This window comes from Nonomuraea sp. ATR24 (assembly GCF_041950485.1).
In the GTDB taxonomy this organism is placed as follows: Bacteria; Actinomycetota; Actinomycetes; order Streptosporangiales; family Streptosporangiaceae; genus Nonomuraea; species Nonomuraea ceibae.
On record NZ_JBGNUU010000003.1, the window covers coordinates 514,171 to 532,057 of the forward strand.

Below are 17,887 nucleotides of genomic sequence, written 5' to 3' on the forward strand. Positions count from 1 at the left end.
GAAAGGGGAACACTCGTCATGACGGCGCGTTGACGGCAGGAGAGCGACCGATGACGACGGCACTGGACTTTTCCCGGATCGACGGCGGCATGCTGGACGAGGTGGGCGGCAAAGGGGCCAACCTGGGCGAGCTCACCCGGGCCGGGCTGCCCGTCCCGCCCGGCTGGGTGCTCACCACCCGCGCCTACCGGCAGGCCGCCGCCGCGGCGGGCCTCGACGGCGTCATCGCCGCGGGCGGCGACGGGCTGGCGGAGAAGGCCAGGTCACGGCTGCTGGAGACGCCGGTGCCGCCGGAGGTCGCCGAGGCCGTGCTGGCCGCGTACACGCCGGGGCGGGCCGTCGCCGTGCGGTCCTCGGCCACCGCCGAGGACCTGCCGTTCGCCAGCTTCGCCGGCCAGCAGGACACCTACCTCAACGTGGTCGGCGAGCAGGCGCTGCTCGACGCGGTGCGCCGCTGCTGGGCGTCACTGTGGACCGACCGGGCCGTCGCCTACCGCGAGTCCAACGGCATCGACCACGCCGCCGTCTCGCTGGCCGTCGTCGTCCAGGACATGGTGGACGCGCGGGTCGCCGGGGTGATGTTCACCGCGAACCCGGTGACGGGGCGGCGGCACGAGGCGGTCATCGACGCCAGCCCCGGACTGGGCGAGGCCGTCGTGTCGGGCGCGGTCAACCCCGACCGGTTCGTCGTCCACGGCGCCGCCGTCGAGCGGCACGCCGGGGACAAGCGGGTGGCGATCCGCGCCCTGCCCGGCGGCGGCACCGAACGGGTCGAGACCGGGCACGAGGGCCTGTGCCTGACCGACGCCGAAGTGCGCGAGCTGGCCGCGCTCGGCGCCCGCGTCGAGGAGCACTACGGCGCTCCGCAGGACACCGAGTGGGCCATCGACGCCGCCGGACGGATCTGGCTCACCCAGGCCAGGCCGATCACCACCCTCTATCCGCTGCCGGAGCCGCGCGGCGACGGCCTGCGCGCCTACTTCTCCTTCAACGTGGCCCAGGGCGTCATGGGGCCGATCACGCCGATGGGGATCGCGGCGTTCCGGCTGGTCGGCTCCGGGGCCGCCACCCTGTTCGGGTTCGCGCCCGCCGACCCGCACGACGGGCCGCGCGCCATGACGGAGTCGGGGCAGCGGCTCTGGCTCGACCTCACCACCCCGCTGCGCAGCCGCGCGGGCCGCGTCATCCTGCCGAAGCTGCTGCGCGTCGGCGAGGCGCGCACGGTCGCGCTCGTCGACGGCCTGATGGACGACCCGAGGCTCTCGGTGATCCACCCCGGCCGCCGCCCGTTCGCCCGCGCCGCGCTCCGCTTCGCCCGCCGCGTGCGCGTCCCCGGACGGGTGTTCGAGGCGCTGACCAGGCCGGAGCGGGCGCTGGCCCGTACCCGGCGGCTGGGGGAGGAGCTGGACCGGCGGCTCGCCCTGCCCGCCGCCGCCACCCCCGCCGAGCGGCTGGCCCACGCCGAGCGGGCGCTGACCGCCACCTTCCCGGCCATCATCTCGATCATGCCGTACGCGCTCACCGGCTACGGCCTGTTCGCGCTGTCGTCGCGGCTCTCCGGCGTGCCGATCGGCGACATGCAGGACGTGCTGCGCAGCGTGCCGAACAACCCGACCACCCAGATGGACCTGGAGCTGTGGGCGCTGGCCACCCGCGTCGAGCCCGAGCCGTTCCGCACGCTGCCGGTGCCCGAGCTGGTCCGCCTCTACCGGGCCGGCGAGCTGCCGCCGCGCGCCCAGCGCGGCATCACGGCCTTCCTGGACACGTACGGGCACCGCGGCGTCGCCGAGATCGACCTGGGCGTTCCGCGCTGGTCCGACGACCCGTCGCACCTGCTCGGCGTGCTGGCCAACTACCTGCGCATGGACGGCGGGCCCGCGCCGGACGAGCTGTTCGCCAGGGGCGCCGCCGAGGCGGAGGCGGCCGTGGACCGCGTGGTGGCCGCCGCCCGCCGGCGGGCCCGGTGGCGGGGCGCCGTCGTGCGCTTCGGGCTGCGCCGCACCCGCAGGCTCGCCGGGCTGCGCGAGCTGCCGAAGTTCTACCTGGTCAAGGTGCTCGCGGCGGTGCGGCACAGCATGCTCGCCGTCGGCGCGCACCTGGCGGAACAGGGGGTCCTGGAGGCGGCCGGCGACGTCTACTTCCTCACGTTCAAGGAGGCCCGCGCCGCCCTGGCCGACGGCGACTTGCGCGACCTCGTGGCCGGGCGGCGGGCGGAGCGCGAACGGGAGGCGCGCCGCCGTCACGTGCCCAGGATGCTGCTGTCCGACGGCACCGAGCCCGAGGCGCTGGCCACCACCGCCGCGGCGGACGGCGCGCTGACCGGCACCGCCGCCTCCGCCGGCACCGTGACCGCCACCGCCCGGGTGGTGCTCGACCCGGTCGGAGCGCACCTGGAGCCGGGCGAGATCCTCGTCTGCCCGTCCACCGACCCCGGCTGGACGCCGCTCTTCCTCACGGCGGGCGGCCTGGTGATGGAGATGGGCGGCGCCATGTCGCACGGCGCGGTGGTGGCCCGCGAGTACGGCATCCCGGCCGTCGTCGGCGTGGCCGGGGCCACCCACCGCGTTGCCACCGGCGACACCGTCACCGTCGACGGCGCCGCCGGGACCGTCACGACGCCATGACCACGTCCGCGTAGCGGGCCTTCATCGTCGCCACCACCTCGTCGGGGTCGGCGGCCCAGACGTCGGCGTTGAAGATCTCCACCTCGACGTCGCCGGTGTAGCCGGCCTCGGCCACGGCCCGGGTGATCGGCGGGAAGCCGATCACCCCGTCGCCCATCATCCCCCGGCCCAGCAGCACGTCCGCCGGGAGCGGATGCAGGTAGTCGCACACCTGGTAGGAGGCGATCCGGCCGCCCGCGCGGGCGATCTGCTCGTGCAGCGCCGGGTCCCACCACACGTGGAAGGTGTCGACCACCACCCCGACCTGCTCCTGCGGATGGGCGAGCGCGAGGTCGAGCGCCTGGCCGAGCGTCGACAGCACCGCCCGGTCCGGGCAGTAGACCGGGTGCAGCGGCTCCAGCGCCAGCCGCACCCCCCGCTCCCCGGCGTACGGCGCGAGCGTGGCCAGCGCCTCGGTCACCCGCTGCCTGGCCCCGGCGACGTCCCGCGAGAAGCCGGCGGGCGGCGGCTCGCCGGGCGTCACCCCGGGCAGCCCGCCCACCACCATGACCAGGCAGGCGGCCCCCAGCTCGGCGGCCTCGTCCACGGCCCGCCGGTTGTCGTCCAGCGCGGCCCGGCCCCGCTCGCCGGACAGCTCCCCGGCGGTCAGGAAGCCGCCCCGGCACAGCGACGAGACTCGCAGCCCGCTCTCGCGCACCAGCCTGGCGCTGCGCGCGAGCCCGTGCTCGGCCACCTTCTCCCGCCACAGGCCGATCGCCTCCAGGCCGTGCCGGACGCACCCGTCGACGGCCTCGGGCAGCGTCCAGCGGCGGGTCGTCCACTGGTTCAGCGACAGGCTCACAGGCCGTTCACCTCCAGCAGCGCCTTCATCCGGTGCACGGCCAGCTCCTGGTCCGCCAGCAGCCCCGCCTGGTCGGCCAGCCGGAACACCTCCGCCAGGTGCGTGATCGAGCGCGCCGACTGGGCGCCGTTCACCATCGCGAACCCGTCCTGGTGGCCGTTCAGCCAGGCCAGGAAGACGATGCCGGTCTTGTAGTGATAGGTCGGCGTCTCGAAGATCTTGCGCGACAGCGGCACCGTCGGCGCCAGGATCTCCTCGTACTGGGCCAGCAGCCGCTCGCGGCCCGCCTCGTCGCAGGCGGCCTCGGCGGAGTCCAGCACCCGCAGCGCCATCGCGGCGACCGGCGCGATCGCGTCGAAGATGCCGAGCAGCGCGTGCGAGCCGGACCTGATCAGCGACGGGTAGTTGAAGTCGTCGCCGGTGTAGAGCCTCACCCCGCCGGGCAGCGCGGCCCGCAGCCGCACCTCGTGCTCCTCGTCAAGCAGCGACACCTTCACCCCGTCGACCAGCGGCGCGTGCGCGTGCACCAGCTCCAGGAACGACTCCGTCGCCGCGTTGACGTCCCGCGAGCCCCAGTAGCCGGCGAGCTGCGGGTCGAACATCTCGCCCAGCCAGTGCAGGATCACCGGCCGCCGCACCAGCCCGAACACCTTGCCGTACACCCGGTGGTAGTCGCGCGGCCCGCCCGCCAGCCGGGCGAGCTGCCGCGACGCCATGACGATCACGCCGGCGCCCGTCTCCTGGACGGTCTCCACCTGCTCGGCGTAGGCCGCGGTGACGGCGTCCAGGTCGGCGGCGTCCGGCGCGTGGTCGGTGCCCGCGCCGCACGCCACCAGCTCGGCCGGGTCGCCGAAGGCGCGCGCCTCGGCGGCGCTGCGCCGGATCAGCTCCCGCGTCGCCGCCCAGTCCAGCCCCATGTTGCGCTGCGCGGTGTCCATCGCGTCGGCCACCCGCAGCCCGTACGACCACAGGTGGCGGCGGAAGCCCAGCGTCGCGTCCCAGTCGACGGCGGCCGGGGCGCCCGGCGCGTTGCCGCCGCGCGGGTCGGCCACCACGTGCGCGGCCGCGTACGCCACCCGGCTCACGGCGGGCGTGCCGGACACCGGCCAGGTCACCGGCTCCCGCAGCGTGTAGGCGCCGCCCGGCAGGTCGATCCTCACAGCTGCGGCACCTCGATCCTGCGGCCCTCGGCGGACGAGCGCAGTCCCAGCTCGGCGAGCTGCACGCCGCGCGCGCCCGCCGCGAAGTCGTACGGGAACGGCGCGTCCTCCAGCACGTGCCGGACGAACAGCTCCCACTGGATCTTGAACCCGTTGTCGAACTCCCCGTTGTCGGGCACCTCCTGCCAGCCGTCGCGGAAGCGGGCGGTGGCGGGCAGGTCTGGGTTCCAGACGGGCTTGGGCGTGGCGGCGCGGTGCTGGATCCGGCAGCCGCGCAGCCCCGCGACCGCGCTGCCGTGCGTGCCGTCCACCTGGAACTCGACCAGCTCGTCCCGGTTCACCCGGACCGTCCAGGACGAGTTGATCTGTGCGACGATGCCGCCCGCCAGCCCGAACACGCCGTAGGCGGCGTCGTCGGCCGTCGCCTGGTAGGTCTCGCCCCGCTCGTCCACCCGCGCCGGGATGTGCGTGACGGCCTGGGCGTAGACGGACTCGACCCGGCCGAACAGGTTCTCCAGCACGTAGTGCCAGTGCGGGAACATGTCGAGCACGATGCCGCCGCCGTCCTCGGCCCGGTAGTTCCACGACGGCCGCTGGGCCTCCTGCCAGTCGCCCTCGAACACCCAGTAGCCGAACTCGCCGCGCACCGACAGGATGCGCCCGAAGAAGCCGCCGTCGATCAGCCGCTTGAGCTTGAGCAGCCCCGGCAGGAACAGCTTGTCCTGCACGACGCCGTTCTTGACGCCGCGCGCGGCGGCGGCCTCGGCCAGCGCGACCGCCTCCTGCACCGACTCGGCGGTGGGCTTCTCGGCGTAGACGTGCTTGCCCGCCTCGATGGCCTGGAGCACGGCCTTGACCCGGGCGGAGGTGACCTGGGCGTCGAAGTAGACGAGGTTGTCCTCGTCGGCGAGCGCGGACTCCAGGTCGGTGGTGTGGTCGGGGATGCCGTGGCGGGCGGCCAGCGCGGCCAGCTTGTCGGCGTTGCGGCCGACGAGCACGGGCTTCAGCGTGACGCGGCTGCCGTCGGAGAGCGTCACACCGCCCTGCTCGTTGATCGCCAGAACGGAACGGACCAGGTGCTGGCGGTAGCCCATCCGTCCGGTCACGCCGTTCATCACGACGCCGATGGTGCGCACGCTCATGGGAGTCCTTTCAAGGAAAGCGCTTTCCCGAACGGTACGGCGGAGCCGCCGGAGGCGTCAAGTGCCTTACTCCCGGGACTCCAGCCTGGCCAGTGCCGCGGCGATGGGACGAGCGGTCAGCCCGAGCTGCCACTCGCGGGCGCCCAGCCCGCGCAGCCTGGCCGTCACGCTCTCGTCGGTGATCTCCTCCGGCGGCTCCCACGTGAGCCTGCGCACCGCGTCGGGCTGCAACAGGTTCTCCGTCGGCATGTGGTGCTCGTCGGCCAGCGCCGACACCACCGCGCGGGCCGCGGCCAGCCGCCTGGCCGCCGCCGGGTCGCGGTCGGGCCACCGGTTGACCGGCGGCGGCCCGTCGCCCGGCGTGCTCGGCTGCGGAAGCTGCCCGTCGGGCAGGGCCCGCGCCCTGGTCACCGCGGCCAGCCAGTCGTTCATGTGCCGGCGCGCGCTGCGCCCGGTGAACGCGGAGATCTCGGTGAGCGCCTTCTTCGTGCGCGGCCCCTCCAGGGCAGCGCTGACGATCGCCGCGTCGGGCAGCACCCGGCCCGGCGCCAGGTCGTTCTCGCGGGCGATCCGGTCGCGCATCGTCCACAGCTCGCGCACGATCGCCAGCGCCCGCACGCTGCGCACCTTGTGGATGCCGGACGTGCGCCGCCACGGGTCGGAGCGCGGCGCGGGCGGCGGCGTGCCGAGCACCGCGGCGAACTCCTCCTGCGCCCACTCCAGCTTGCCGCTCTCGGCCAGCTCCTCGTGCAGCGCGTCACGGAGCTCGACCAGCACCTCCACGTCGAGGGCGGCATAGCGCAGCCAGTCCTCGGGCAGCGGCCTGGTCGACCAGTCGGCGGCCGAATGGCCCTTCTCCAGCCGCAGCCCGAGCACCGTCTCCACCATCGTGCCGAGCCCGACCCGCTCGTAGCCGAGCAGCCGGCCGGCCAGCTCGGTGTCGAACATCCGGCGCGGCCGGAACCCGATCTCCATCAGGCACGGCAGGTCCTGCGAGGCGGCGTGCAGCACGACCTCGGCGCCGGCCAGCGCGGCGTCCAGATCCGACAGGTCGGGGCAGGCCACCGGGTCGATGAGCGCGGTGCCGGCGCCGGCGCGGCGCAGCTGCACCAAGTAGGCGCGGTTGCCGTAGCGGTAGCCGGAGGCCCGCTCGGCGTCGACGGCGACGGGGCCGGTGCCCGCGCCGAACGCGGCGACGGCACGGGCCAGCGACGCGGCGTCGGCCACGACCGGCGGGATGCCCTCGCGCGGCTCGAGCAGCGGGACCACGGTTCGTTCTTCTGTCATGAGCGCACCGCCCTCACGACCACGCTGCTGTGTTGACTTGTGCCCTCACTTCGTTCGGTCACTCTCCGGATCATCGCGTCGGCGGGGCATGGCGGCCACATCCGGCGGAAGCGGCGGAATCCCGGCGGCCACACACATGAGATCGCACCAGGCGGCCACATGGCCGGACAGGTCCTCCTCTGCGGGGGACCAGGACGCCCGCAGCTCGAGCTCAGTGGTGACCGGGTCCTCGGCCTTGTTGCCGAAACCCTCGGACACCGCTCTGGTCACGGTACCGCCAGCCGCGGAGTAGTCGGCGTGATGGGCGTCGAGCGCCTCGGTCAGCCAGCTCCACGCGACGGGCCCGAGCAGCGGGTCGGAGGTGATCTCCGGCTCCATGTCGGCCCGCACGTAGGCGACCAGCCGGAACGGGCCGTCCCAGCCGCGCTGGCCGTCGGGGTCGTAGAGCAGGATCAGCCGCCCGACCGCGAGCTCGTCGTCGTCGCGGTAGACCGACGCGCCGATCGCCGCCGAGTGCGGGGCCAGCCGCTGCGGGGCCGGCAGGTCCTCGAGCTCGATCTCCGGCCGGACCTCGGCCGGCCGCAGGCTCTCGACCGCGCGCCTGAAGGCCGCGGGAACCGGTGGGCGGTCACCGAGGGTCATAGTCGAAGAGTAGGTCGAAGCGGGACGGAAGGGGACCACGGGGGTACTCATCGGTGGCGATCAAACCGCGGCCGTCACCAGCGGCCGGGCGCATTCGGCCAGGCCGAGCCAGATCGCGTGCCCGCACTCGGCGCACGCCCACTCGGGGCACTCGCCGGGCTCGTGCCCGTCGGAGCAGGCCGGGCGCTCGAACAGCCGCTCGCCGGCGCACGTCACGCAGTGTCCAAAACGGTGCTCCCCCTGGAGCACGGAACTCCGCAACGCGGTCATCGCACCAGTCATCGAACCGGGGCCTTTCTTCGGGACGTGGCTTCGACGTTGGCACGAGCCGCCGACATTTCCCCGCAACGCGCTCGGCGTGTCCCGAAAGTGGTCGCTGAATCGATGCCGCGCGGTGGGTTTGCGAAGTTTTGGCCCAGCCGAGACCGCCTCTCTGGTCGCCCATGGGGTGTGCGCGACCCGTGAAGGGTCCCGACGCCGGGCCGGCCGGTAAACATGCATTCCGCTATCTGATCATGAATTGGGGCGCGCCAGGCATATTTTTCCGACACCGCCCTCCGACACCGCCTTCCGGTGGCGGGGGCGAGCGCACCTCATGGCACCCTTGAGGGGTGAATCTCGCCGACTCAGCGTTCCTGCGTGCCTGCCGCCGTCAGCCCGTCCCGCACACCCCCGTCTGGTACATGCGGCAGGCCGGTCGTTCGCTGCCCGAATACCTGAAGGTCCGCGAGGGCGTCCCGATGCTGACCGCCTGCGCCACGCCCGACCTCATCGCCGAGATCACCCTGCAGCCGGTCCGCCGCTACGGCGTCGACGCGGCCATCTTCTTCAGCGACATCGTGGTGCCCCTCAAGGCCATCGGCGTCGACCTCGACATCAAGCCCGGCGTCGGCCCCGTCGTCGCCGACCCGATCCGCGACGCCAGGGGCCTTCAGGCGCTGCGTCCCCTGGAGCCCGGGGACGTCCCGTACGTGACCGAGGCCATCCAGGCGCTCACCGGCGAGCTCGGCGGCACCCCGCTGATCGGCTTCGCCGGCGCGCCGTTCACGCTCGGCTCCTACCTGATCGAGGGCGGCCCGTCCAAGAACCACGACCGGACCAAGGCCATGATGTACGGCGAGCCCGCGCTGTGGCACGACTTCATGGAGCGGCTGACCGGCATCGTGCTGGAGCACCTGCGCATCCAGGTGGCGGCGGGCGCCTCGGCGATCCAGCTGTTCGACTCCTGGGTGGGCGCGGTGCCGATGGCCGACTACCGCGAGTTCATCCTGCCGCACACCCGCCGCATCTTCGCGGGCCTGCCCGACGTGCCGCGCATCCACTTCGGCGTCGGCACCGGCGAGCTGCTGGGCGTGCTCGGCGAGGCCGGCGCCGACGTGGTGGGCGTCGACTGGCGGGTCCCGCTCTCCGAGGCCGCCCGCCGGGTCGGCCCCGGCAAGGCGCTGCAGGGCAACCTCGACCCGGCGATCCTGCTGGCCCCGTGGGAGGTCGTCGAGCGCAAGGCCCGCGAGGTGCTGCGCGAGGGCGCCGCGGCCGAGGGCCACGTGTTCAACCTGGGCCACGGCGTGCTCCCCAACACCGACCCCGACCAGCTCAAGCGCCTGACCGACCTGGTCCACGAGGCCGCCTGACCAACCCCTGCGCCGTTCCTGCCGCGCCCCGGCTCGCCGAGCCGGGGCGCTTTCGCATGCCCGGTGACGCCGCTCGTGCCCGATCCGCCCGGCTTGGTGCGATGCTTCGGCTTACTGAGTATTGTGGGGGGACCGTCGGGGTTGGGGGGCGCGGATGGAGTTCGGGGTCCTGGGGCGGCTCACGGTCGTGCGTGACGGCGCCGAGGTCGAGCTGACGGCCAAACAGCGCGCCCTGCTGGCGGTGCTCCTGAGCCGCGCGGGCAGGCGCGTCCCCGACGGGGTGCTCGCCGACGCCGTCTGGGGCGCCGCCCGCCCGTCGGGCTCCACCGTCCGCTGGCACGTCCACCAGGTACGGCAGCGCCTCGGCGGCGACCGGATCAGCCGCGACGGCGACGGCTACCTGCTGGCCGTCGAGCCGCACGAGCTCGACGCGCTCCGGTTCGAGGAGCTGTGCTCGCGGGCGGCCCCGGCCGCGGCGGCGGGCGACCACCGGGCGGCGGCCCGGCTCTACGGCGAGGCGCTGGCCTGCTGGCGCGGCGACGCCTACGAGGGCCTGGACGCGCTGCGCGAGGAGGCGGCCAGGCTGGAGCGATCACGTGTCTCGGCGCGCGAGGGCCGCGCCGAGGCGCTGATCGCGCTGGACCGCCCGTCGGAGGCCGCCGCCGAGCTCGCCGCCCTGGTGGCCGCCCACCCGCTGGACGAACGGCTGCGCGCGCTGCACCTGCTCGCGCTGCACCGGTCCGGCCGACGGGCCGAGGCGCTGACCGCCTACCACGAGGGCCGCGAGCTGCTGGTGGCCGAGCTCGGCCTGGAGCCGGGCCACCACCTGCGGGCGGCGCACGCCCGGGTGCTGGGCGACGAGGAGCGGGCCGTCGCCACGACGCCGCGCCAGCTCCCGCCCGGCGTCACCGCGTTCACCGGCCGCGCTCGCGAGCTGGCCGCGCTCGACCGCTGCGCCGGCGACGGCGCGGTGGCGCTGGTCGTCGGCCCCGGCGGCGTCGGCAAGACCGGGCTGGCCGTGCACTGGGCGCACACGCGGGCCGCCCGCTACCCCGACGGCCAGCTCTACGCGGACCTGCGCGGCCGGACGCGCCCGCTGCCGCCGGAGGAGGTGCTCGGCCGGTTCCTGCGCGCGCTCGGCGCCGGCGGCGTGCCCGGCTCCCTGGAGGAGCGCGCCGCCCTCTACCGGACGCTGCTGCGCGAACGGCGGATGCTGGTGCTGCTCGACGACGCCGCCGGAGCCGCCCAGGTGCGTCCGCTGCTGCCCGGCTCGGCCGGGTGCGGCGTCGTGGTGACCGGGCGCGGCGCGCTCGACGGGCTGGTCGCCGGGCAGGGCGCCCGGCCCGTCCCGCTCGGCGAGCTGCCGCCCGGCGAGGCCGCCGAGCTGATCGGCCGGGTCGCCGGCGGACCGGCGGGCGTCAGAGGCGGGCCCGCCGAGCTGGCCGAGCTCGCGCGGCTCTGCGACGGGCTGCCGCTCGCGCTGCGCATCGCCGGGGCGCGGCTGGCCACCCGGCCCGGCTGGACCGCCGCCGGGCTGGCCGCCCGGCTGCGCCGCGAGTGCGGCAGGCTCGACGAGCTGCGCGCCGGCGACCTGGACGTGCGCGCCGGCCTCGCGCCCGGCCACGGGGCGCTGGGGGAGCGGGAGCGGCTGCTGTTCGGCCTGCTCGGGCTGCTGCCGCCGCTGGCGGACTTCGCCCCGTGGACCGCCGCGGCGCTGCTCGGCGTCCCCGTCGGCGAGGCCGCCCGGCTGCTGGACCGGCTCGCCGACGCCCAGCTCGTCCGGCACCGCCGCGTCGACGCCGCCGGGCAGGAGCGCTACCGCCTCCCCGACCTGACCCGCCTGTACGCCGCCGAGCGCGCGGCCGCGGACGTGCCGGAGGACGAGCGGCGGGCGGCCGTCCCGCGCACGCTTGCCGCGCTGCTGGCGCTGGCGGGGGAGGCCCTGCGCAGGGTGAGCCCCGGCGGCCGCCCGCCCGGCCGCGACCGCGCGCCGCTCTGGCAGGCGGGGCCGGGCGAGGTGGAGGCGTTGCTGGGCGGCGACCCGCTCGGGTGGCTCCGCTGCGAGCGCGGCACACTGGCGCGCGCGGTGCCGGCGGCGGCCGGGCTGGGGGAGAGCGGCCTGTGCCGGGACCTGGCGCTCGCCGGGGCCCGGCTGTCCGACCTCCTCCGGCACCCCGGCCCGCCGCCGCCCGCGACCGCCCCCGGTCGCCGCCGGGTCGCGGGCGGAGCCGGGCAGGACGGGCCCGCCATCCCCGGCGCCGCCGTGCTCCTCGCGGACCGGCCCGCCGACCCGTCCGGCGCCGGCCGCGCGCACGAGGCCCTGCGGCGCCTGCGGGCCTGACCGCCCGGCGCGCTCACCCGGCCGGGAGATCCGGTCAGACAGGGGCCGCGTCCTTCACCGGCGGGGCCGGAGCCGGATCGTCGGATCCGTCCGTGCCGTCGGTGCCGTCGGTGCCGTCGGTGCCGTCCGTGTTGCCGATGCCGCCGGGGCCGCCGCCTCCGGCCCGGCGGCGACGCCGTACCAGGAAGATCGCCAGCGCGAGCGGCGGCACCACCACGACCAGCCACGGCAGGACCGTCCCCAGCACGGTGAGCAGCACCTTCACGAAGGACACCAGCCCGTTCCAGCCGCTCTTCAGCCCGCCGAGGAACCCCGCCGGCTCGTCCGAGGGCTCCTCCACCACCACGACCGGCCCCACCAGCCGCAGCGACAGCGTGGCCATGCCGACCTGCGCGGCCAGCTCCTTCTGCTGCGCCTGGAGCGACTCCAGATCCGCCTCGCGGCCGGCGATCTCCCGCTCCACGTCCAGCACCTGGCCGATCGTGTCGGCGCGCTTCAGCAGGCTGCGCAGCGACTCCAGGGCCTGCTCGGCCGACTTCAGCCGGCTCTCCACGTCGGCGACCTTCAGCGTGACGTCCTCGGTGCCCTGCTCCAGCCTGAGCTGCCTGCCCAGGTCCTTGCCCAGCGTGGCCAGCACCTCGTTGTAGCGGGCGGGCGGGATCTTGAACTCCAGGAGCGCCGAGGCCCGCGCGTCGTCGGACGAGCGGCTCTCCTCCCTGGCCAGGTAGCCGCCCGCCGTGGTGACCGTCTGCTTGGCCTGCTGGACGGCGGCGGCGACGTCCTCGGCCCGTACGGTCATGCTCGCCTTGTAGATCACCTGACGGTTCTGCTGGGTGACCTCGACGCCCGACGCCGCGTTCGCCGGGCGCCTCTGCGCCGGTGTGGGCCGCGCGGTGGCGGCGCTCTCCGGCGCCGTCACGTCCCGCGCGACCGCCTTGGCGGAATCGACCTGCGCCATCGGCACGTCCGCCCCGCCCGTGGCGCTCTCGCCGGCGCCCCCGCAGGCGGACAGCAGCAGCGCGGCCAGGACGCCCGTCAGCACGATCTGCGATCTCCTCATGCCCCTAAGACGGACCCCTGTGCGCACCGGTTTGAACCGTCGCGTCACGGTACGGTCACACGCCCCGGCAACGGGGCCGCGCCCGCGGGACGGTAGCGTCTGAACCGTGGCAGGCAAACAGGCACACGTGGTCGTCATCGGCGGCGGGATCTCCGGGCTGGCCGCCGCCTGGCACCTCAGGCAGGGCGCGGGCGAGCGGGTCAAGGTGACCGTCCTCGACGCCGCCCCGCGCATCGGCGGCAAGCTGTACGCGTCCGAGGTCGCCGGCGTCAGCGTCGACGCGGGAGCCGAGTCCATGCTGGCCAGACGGCCCGAGGGCAAGGACCTGGCCAGGGCCGTCGGCCTCGGCGACGACCTGGTCAGCCCAGGCTCCGCCGGCTCGGCCGTCTACACCAGGGGCGCGCTGCGCCCGCTGCCCAAGGGCCAGTTCATGGGCGTGCCCGGCGACCTGGCCGAGCTGGCCAGATCCGGCATCGTCTCGCCCGGCGGGCTGCTGCGGGTGCCGCTCGACCAGATCCTGCCCGCCACCCTCGTGCGCACCGACGTGTCCGTCGCCGCCTACATCCGCGCCAGGATGGGTCCCGAGATCGTCGAACGCCTGGTGGAGCCGCTGCTCGGCGGCGTCTACGCGGGCCGCGCCGACAAGCTGTCGCTGGAGGCCACGATGCCGCGGGTGGCCGCCGCCGCCCGCGCCGAACGCTCGCTGCTCGCCGCCGCCCGCCAGATCACCCGCGAGGCGCCCAAGAACGCCGGCCCGGTCTTCACCTCGCTCAGAAACGGCATCGGCAGCCTGCCCGAGGCCGTGGCCAAGGCGTCCGGCGCCGACATCAGGACCGGCGTCACCGTACGCGAGCTGGCCCGCACCGAGCACGGCTGGCGGCTCGTCACCGGCCCGGTGCCCAGGCCCGAGGTCGTCGAGGCCGACGCCGTCATCGTCGCCGTGCCCGCGGCCCCCGCGAGCCGCCTGCTCAAGGCCGAGGTGCCCAAGGCGGCGAGCGAGCTGGCCAGGATCGAGTACGCCAGCATGGCCGTCGTCACCCTCGCCTACCCGGTGTCCGCCTTCCCCGAGCCGCCCTCGACCAGCGGCTACCTCGTCCCGCCCGTCGACGGCCGGGCCGTCAAGGCCGTCACGTTCAGCTCCGTCAAGTGGCCGCACCTCGCCCGCGACCTGGTGATCCTGCGCTGCTCCATCGGCCGCGTCGGCGAGGAGCACCTGCTCCAGCGCGACGACGAAGACCTGGTCGCGCTCGCCCGCGCGGAGATGGCCGAGGTCATGGGCGTCCGCCAGGAGCCCGCCGACACCCGCGTCACCCGCTGGGGCGGCGGCCTGCCGCAGTACAACGTCGGCCACCTCGACCGGGTCGCCCGCGTCCACGCGGCCGTGGCCGGGCAGCCCTCGCTGGCCGTCTGCGGCGCCGCCTACGACGGGCTCGGCATCCCCGCCTGCGTCGCGACCGCCCGCACGGCGGCCTCCCGGATTCTGGACCACCTGGGCCGAGGAGGAGAATGACAGGCATGACAGAGGGCACGACGCGGCTCAAGGCCCGCGATCTCAATCAGGTGATCCGTTACACGATGTGGTCGGTGTTCAAGGCCGCCGAGCCGGTCCCCGGCAGCCGGGAGAACATCGCCGACGAGGTCGAGGAGCTCCTGGAGCAGGCGGCCGGCAAGGACGTGGTCACCCGCGGCCTCTACGACGTGGCCGGGTTCCGCGCCGACGCCGACTACATGTTCTGGTGGCACGCCCCCACGGCCGAGGACCTCCAGGACGTCTACTCCCGCTTCCGCCGCACCGGCCTGGGCCGCCACAGCACGCCCGTCTGGTCGGCGATGGCGCTGCACCGGCCCGCCGAGTTCAACAAGTCGCACATCCCGGCGTTCCTCGCCGAGGAGGAGCCGCGGGCGTTCGTCAGCGTCTACCCGTTCGTCCGCTCCCTGGAGTGGTATCTGCTGGACGACGCCGAGCGCCGCGCCATGCTCGCCGAGCACGGCCAGATGGCCCGCGGCTACCCCGACGTGCGGGCCAACACGGTGGCGTGCTTCGCGCTCAACGACTACGAGTGGATGCTCGCCTTCGAGGCCGACGAGCTGCACCGCATCGTCGACCTGATGCGTGAGCTGCGCGCCGCCCAGGCCCGCCGCCACACCCGGCTGGAGATCCCCTTCTACACCGGCGTGCGCAAGCCCGTCCAGGAGCTCGTCAACGCCCTTCCCTAGCGAGCCGTCCCGGGCTCCCGGGTTGGCCTGATCGGCTGACGGGACCGCACCCTGTTTGTCACAATCAGGGCAGTTGCCGGGTCCGGCCCCAGGGAGCGCCCACGTGAAGGAGCGCACAGGTCACCACCGCGCCACCGCCGCGCGGCCGTCCCTCTTCGGCCGGACCGGGGCCGCGACGCCACGCGCCCGTCGAGGCCGCCGTCGGCGCCCCTCGCGCAGGCCGTGGGGCCTTGCGGTGGCGGCGCTCGCCGCGCTCACGGGTTGCGTGCTCACCGGCGCCCTGCTCACCGCCCACGGGCCCCTGTCAACGACCGCCCCGGACGATGCGTACGCCCAGCCGCCCGCTCCATCGGAGACGTACCTCCGAGGAGGGACGGGCACGGAGGGGCCGGGGACCGGCACGGACGGCGGGGACGGGCGCGGGGGCCAGGCCGTGGCGACCGGCTCCGGCGAGCCAGCAGGTCACCCCGGCGCTCCTGGTGAGGCCGTCCCCGGTGAGGGAGCGGGCGGGACCGTCCACGAGCCGGATGGTGCGGAGGGGGATCCGTCCAGGCACACCGATCATGACGCGGTCACGTACTTCCGGAGCCGGTGGGACGACAGGGCGGCGGGCCACGTGAAGGACATCCGCACCATCGGCGGATATCTCCGCATCTACACCACCCTGCCGGAAACGGCGGGCAACTCCCGGCAGGCCCTCACCCTGTGCGAGCGCGGCCTGAGCTACCTCCAGGACACGGGCACCGCTGCCCCGGTGGTCTTCGTGCACGCCAGGTTCGGCGAGAACGGCAACCCGGTACTCGCCAACATCCTCGGCCCCGGCGACACCACCTGCCGCGTCACCCACCCCGCCCCCGGCTGACGGAGGCGAGGGGCAGATGGGGGCCCGTCCCGGAGCCGCCTCGGTGGCGGGACCGGGGGCTCGACGGGACGGGCTTCACGAGATCACCCGCGGGCCGTTCCGGGCGCTGGCGCGCCACCCGGCCGGCCGGGCCGATCGCCGGCGGCGCCAGCACGGGCGTGGGCTGTGCCGCTCGGGCGATCCTGCGTGTGATCTCACCCCATGGAGGAGGCGATGACACCCCCTTGTCGTCAAAGACGCATTTTCGCCCCAGATTGGATGCTTCCCCCTGCGGAGATCTCCTTTTGCCGTATCTCGTACCCTGGACGTATGGACAAGGTGGTCAAGAGCGAGGCCGAGTGGCGGGTCCAGCTCTCTCCCGAGGAGTTCCGCGTGCTCAGGCAGGCGGGCACCGAGGCGCCGTACACCGGCGAGTACGTCGACACGAAGACCGAGGGCGTCTACACGTGCCGCGCCTGCGGGGCCGAGCTGTTCACCTCCGGCACGAAGTTCGAGTCGCACTGCGGCTGGCCCAGCTTCTACGAGCCGTCGGAGAACGACGCCGTCACGCTGATCGAGGACCGCAGCCACGGCATGGTCCGCACGGAGGTGCGCTGTGCCCGCTGCGACTCGCACCTGGGGCACGTGTTCCGCGGCGAGGGCTATCCGACGCCGACCGACGAGCGCTACTGCATCAACTCGGTGTCGCTCCGGCTCGACCCCTCGGAGTGATCGTCCTGCGACTCCGCGTATCGATCGCCGGGTCAGGGTAAACATTTCCCGTGCGTCCTGTGCACTTTCGTCACCGCTGGGTGACGATCGAGACGATCGGCCGTGTCGTCACCCAGCGGTGCGACGTGTGTGCGAAGACCCGGGTGCGGGTGCGGTGAGCCGGCGTCCTTCCGGGGTTCTGTCGGGGGCGCCGGGTAGGTTGTGACGCATGGCATCGCCGTACATCGAGCTTGAGGTGGGGGAGCGGACCGTCAAGGTCACCAACCCCGACAAGGTCTACTTTCCGGAGATCGGCGCGACCAAGCGTGAGCTGGTCGAATACTACGTGAGCGTGGGCGACGGGGTGCTGCGCGCGCTGCGCGACCGGCCGACCAACCTCAAGCGCCACCCCGACGGCGTGCAGAACGACGCCATCTACCAGAAGCGGATGCCGCCCAAGCATCCCGACTGGCTGCGGACGGTCACCGTGACCTTCCCCAGCGGGCGCACCGCCGACTCGCTGCGGGTGACCGAGGTGGCCTCGATCGCCTACTGCGCCAACCTCGGCACCATCGACTTCCACCCGTGGCAGGTGCGCGCGGCCGACGTCGAGCATCCCGACGAGCTGCGCGTCGACCTCGACCCGCAGCCGGGGCTGGAGTTCGGCGCGGTCCGCCGGGCCGCCGCGCTGACCCGCGAGGTGCTCGACGAGCTCGGCATGACCGGGTTCGTCAAGACGTCCGGCAACCGGGGCGCGCACATCGCGGTCCGCATCGAGCCGCGCTGGGACTTCGTCCAGGTGCGCCATGCCGGCATCGCGCTCGCCAGGGCCGTCGAGGCGCGCGATCCGGGCCTGGTGACCACCGCCTGGTGGAAGGAGGAGCGCGGCGACCGCGTCTTCATCGACTTCAACCAGAACGCCCGTGACCGCACCGTCGTCAGCGCCTACTCGGTGCGCGCCCAGCCGCACGCCCCGGTCTCCACGCCGCTCACCTGGGACGAGCTGGCCGACGCCGACCCGCGCGACTTCGACATCCGCACGGTCCCGGCCCGCTTCGCCGAGCTCGGCGACGTGCACGCCGCGATCGACGACCGCGCCCACTCGATCGAGCCGCTGCTGGAGCTCTACGCCAAGGACGAGCGGGGCGACATGCCCTATCCGCCCAACTATCCGAAGATGCCCGGCGAGCCCAAGCGCGTCCAGCCCAGCAAGGCCCGCGAATAATGAATGGCGATCCTCGCATCCCGGGCATTACGCTCGCGGCTGTGTCGAACGACGTCCATACTCCGGCCCTGGGAAGGTGAGTTGATGTTCCGCCCTGCGCCATGCGCGCCTCGTCACTTCGTCATCCGCATCTGCCCCTGACCCGGGGCGAGGCCCGCACGGCGC

General features: G+C 74.5%; 15 protein-coding genes. 8 read left to right on the forward strand and 7 right to left on the reverse strand.

Annotated features, from left to right (window positions below; translation table 11 throughout):
• Positions 1–50 precede the first annotated feature (50 nt).
• Entirely contained in the window at positions 51–2,624 is a 2,574-nt protein-coding gene (locus tag ACBI99_RS09960; RefSeq protein ID WP_375072143.1) for a PEP/pyruvate-binding domain-containing protein, read from the forward strand.
• Here the strand turns inward: ACBI99_RS09960 and ACBI99_RS09965 are convergent.
• From ACBI99_RS09965 to ACBI99_RS09990, 6 genes are all read right to left on the reverse strand, one after another.
• Positions 2,611–3,465 (reverse strand): sugar phosphate isomerase/epimerase, encoded by an 855-nt coding sequence (locus tag ACBI99_RS09965; RefSeq protein WP_219518003.1) that lies wholly within the window; start codon positions 3,463–3,465, stop codon positions 2,611–2,613. The genes ACBI99_RS09960 and ACBI99_RS09965 overlap by 14 nt on opposite strands.
• A complete protein-coding gene (locus tag ACBI99_RS09970; RefSeq protein ID WP_219518004.1) occupies positions 3,462–4,625 on the reverse strand; it encodes a dihydrodipicolinate synthase family protein in 1,164 nt (387 codons plus the stop codon). Before ACBI99_RS09970 ends, ACBI99_RS09965 begins: the two co-directional genes overlap by 4 nt.
• Entirely contained in the window at positions 4,622–5,767 is a 1,146-nt protein-coding gene (locus ACBI99_RS09975) for a Gfo/Idh/MocA family protein (RefSeq protein WP_219518006.1), read from the reverse strand. The genes ACBI99_RS09970 and ACBI99_RS09975 overlap by 4 nt, the downstream gene beginning before the upstream one ends.
• A 66-nt stretch (positions 5,768–5,833) precedes the next feature.
• Positions 5,834–7,054 carry an HRDC domain-containing protein gene (locus tag ACBI99_RS09980; protein WP_375072144.1) on the reverse strand — a complete coding sequence of 407 codons (1,221 nt, stop codon included), beginning with the start codon at positions 7,052–7,054 and terminating at the stop codon, positions 5,834–5,836.
• Between the two features lie 45 nt (positions 7,055–7,099).
• Positions 7,100–7,696, reverse strand: coding sequence for a DUF3000 domain-containing protein (locus tag ACBI99_RS09985; RefSeq protein ID WP_219518010.1), 597 nt, complete (start codon positions 7,694–7,696; stop codon positions 7,100–7,102).
• Between the two features lie 60 nt (positions 7,697–7,756).
• Positions 7,757–7,912 (reverse strand): hypothetical protein, encoded by a 156-nt coding sequence (locus ACBI99_RS09990; RefSeq protein ID WP_219518012.1) that lies wholly within the window; start codon positions 7,910–7,912, stop codon positions 7,757–7,759.
• A 395-nt stretch (positions 7,913–8,307) separates the two neighbouring features.
• On the opposite strand from ACBI99_RS09990, the gene hemE reads away from it, so the two are divergent.
• Together hemE and ACBI99_RS10000 are read left to right on the forward strand one after the other, a co-directional pair.
• Positions 8,308–9,327, forward strand: a complete 1,020-nt coding sequence (gene hemE / locus ACBI99_RS09995; protein WP_375072145.1) for a uroporphyrinogen decarboxylase — start codon at positions 8,308–8,310, stop codon at positions 9,325–9,327.
• A 154-nt stretch (positions 9,328–9,481) separates the two neighbouring features.
• Positions 9,482–11,668, forward strand: a complete 2,187-nt coding sequence (locus tag ACBI99_RS10000) for a BTAD domain-containing putative transcriptional regulator (protein ID WP_375072146.1) — start codon at positions 9,482–9,484, stop codon at positions 11,666–11,668.
• Positions 11,669–11,702: 34 nt separating this feature from the next.
• On the opposite strand, the gene ACBI99_RS10005 is transcribed toward ACBI99_RS10000, so the two are convergent.
• A complete protein-coding gene (locus ACBI99_RS10005; RefSeq protein ID WP_375072147.1) occupies positions 11,703–12,728 on the reverse strand; it encodes a DUF4349 domain-containing protein in 1,026 nt (341 codons plus the stop codon).
• 106 nt (positions 12,729–12,834) lie between these two features.
• Here ACBI99_RS10005 and hemG point away from each other — a divergent pair, with 106 nt between their 5' ends.
• The 5 genes from hemG (at position 12,835) to ligD (ending at position 17,722) form a co-directional block, all read left to right on the forward strand.
• Positions 12,835–14,238 carry a protoporphyrinogen oxidase gene (hemG, locus tag ACBI99_RS10010; protein ID WP_219518727.1) on the forward strand — a complete coding sequence of 468 codons (1,404 nt, stop codon included), beginning with the start codon at positions 12,835–12,837 and terminating at the stop codon, positions 14,236–14,238.
• Entirely contained in the window at positions 14,235–14,945 is a 711-nt protein-coding gene (gene hemQ, locus ACBI99_RS10015; protein ID WP_372455458.1) for a hydrogen peroxide-dependent heme synthase, read from the forward strand. Before hemG ends, hemQ begins: the two co-directional genes overlap by 4 nt.
• A gap of 103 nt (positions 14,946–15,048) precedes the next feature.
• Positions 15,049–15,807: a hypothetical protein gene (locus ACBI99_RS10020; protein WP_375072148.1), complete on the forward strand. Its 759-nt coding sequence runs from the start codon at positions 15,049–15,051 to the stop codon at positions 15,805–15,807.
• 309 nt (positions 15,808–16,116) lie between these two features.
• Positions 16,117–16,518 (forward strand): peptide-methionine (R)-S-oxide reductase MsrB, encoded by a 402-nt coding sequence (msrB, locus tag ACBI99_RS10025; protein WP_219518735.1) that lies wholly within the window; start codon positions 16,117–16,119, stop codon positions 16,516–16,518.
• Between the two features lie 208 nt (positions 16,519–16,726).
• Complete coding sequence (gene ligD, locus ACBI99_RS10030; protein WP_219518737.1) at positions 16,727–17,722, forward strand: non-homologous end-joining DNA ligase; 996 nt, start codon at positions 16,727–16,729, stop codon at positions 17,720–17,722.
• Positions 17,723–17,887: the final 165 nt, after the last annotated feature.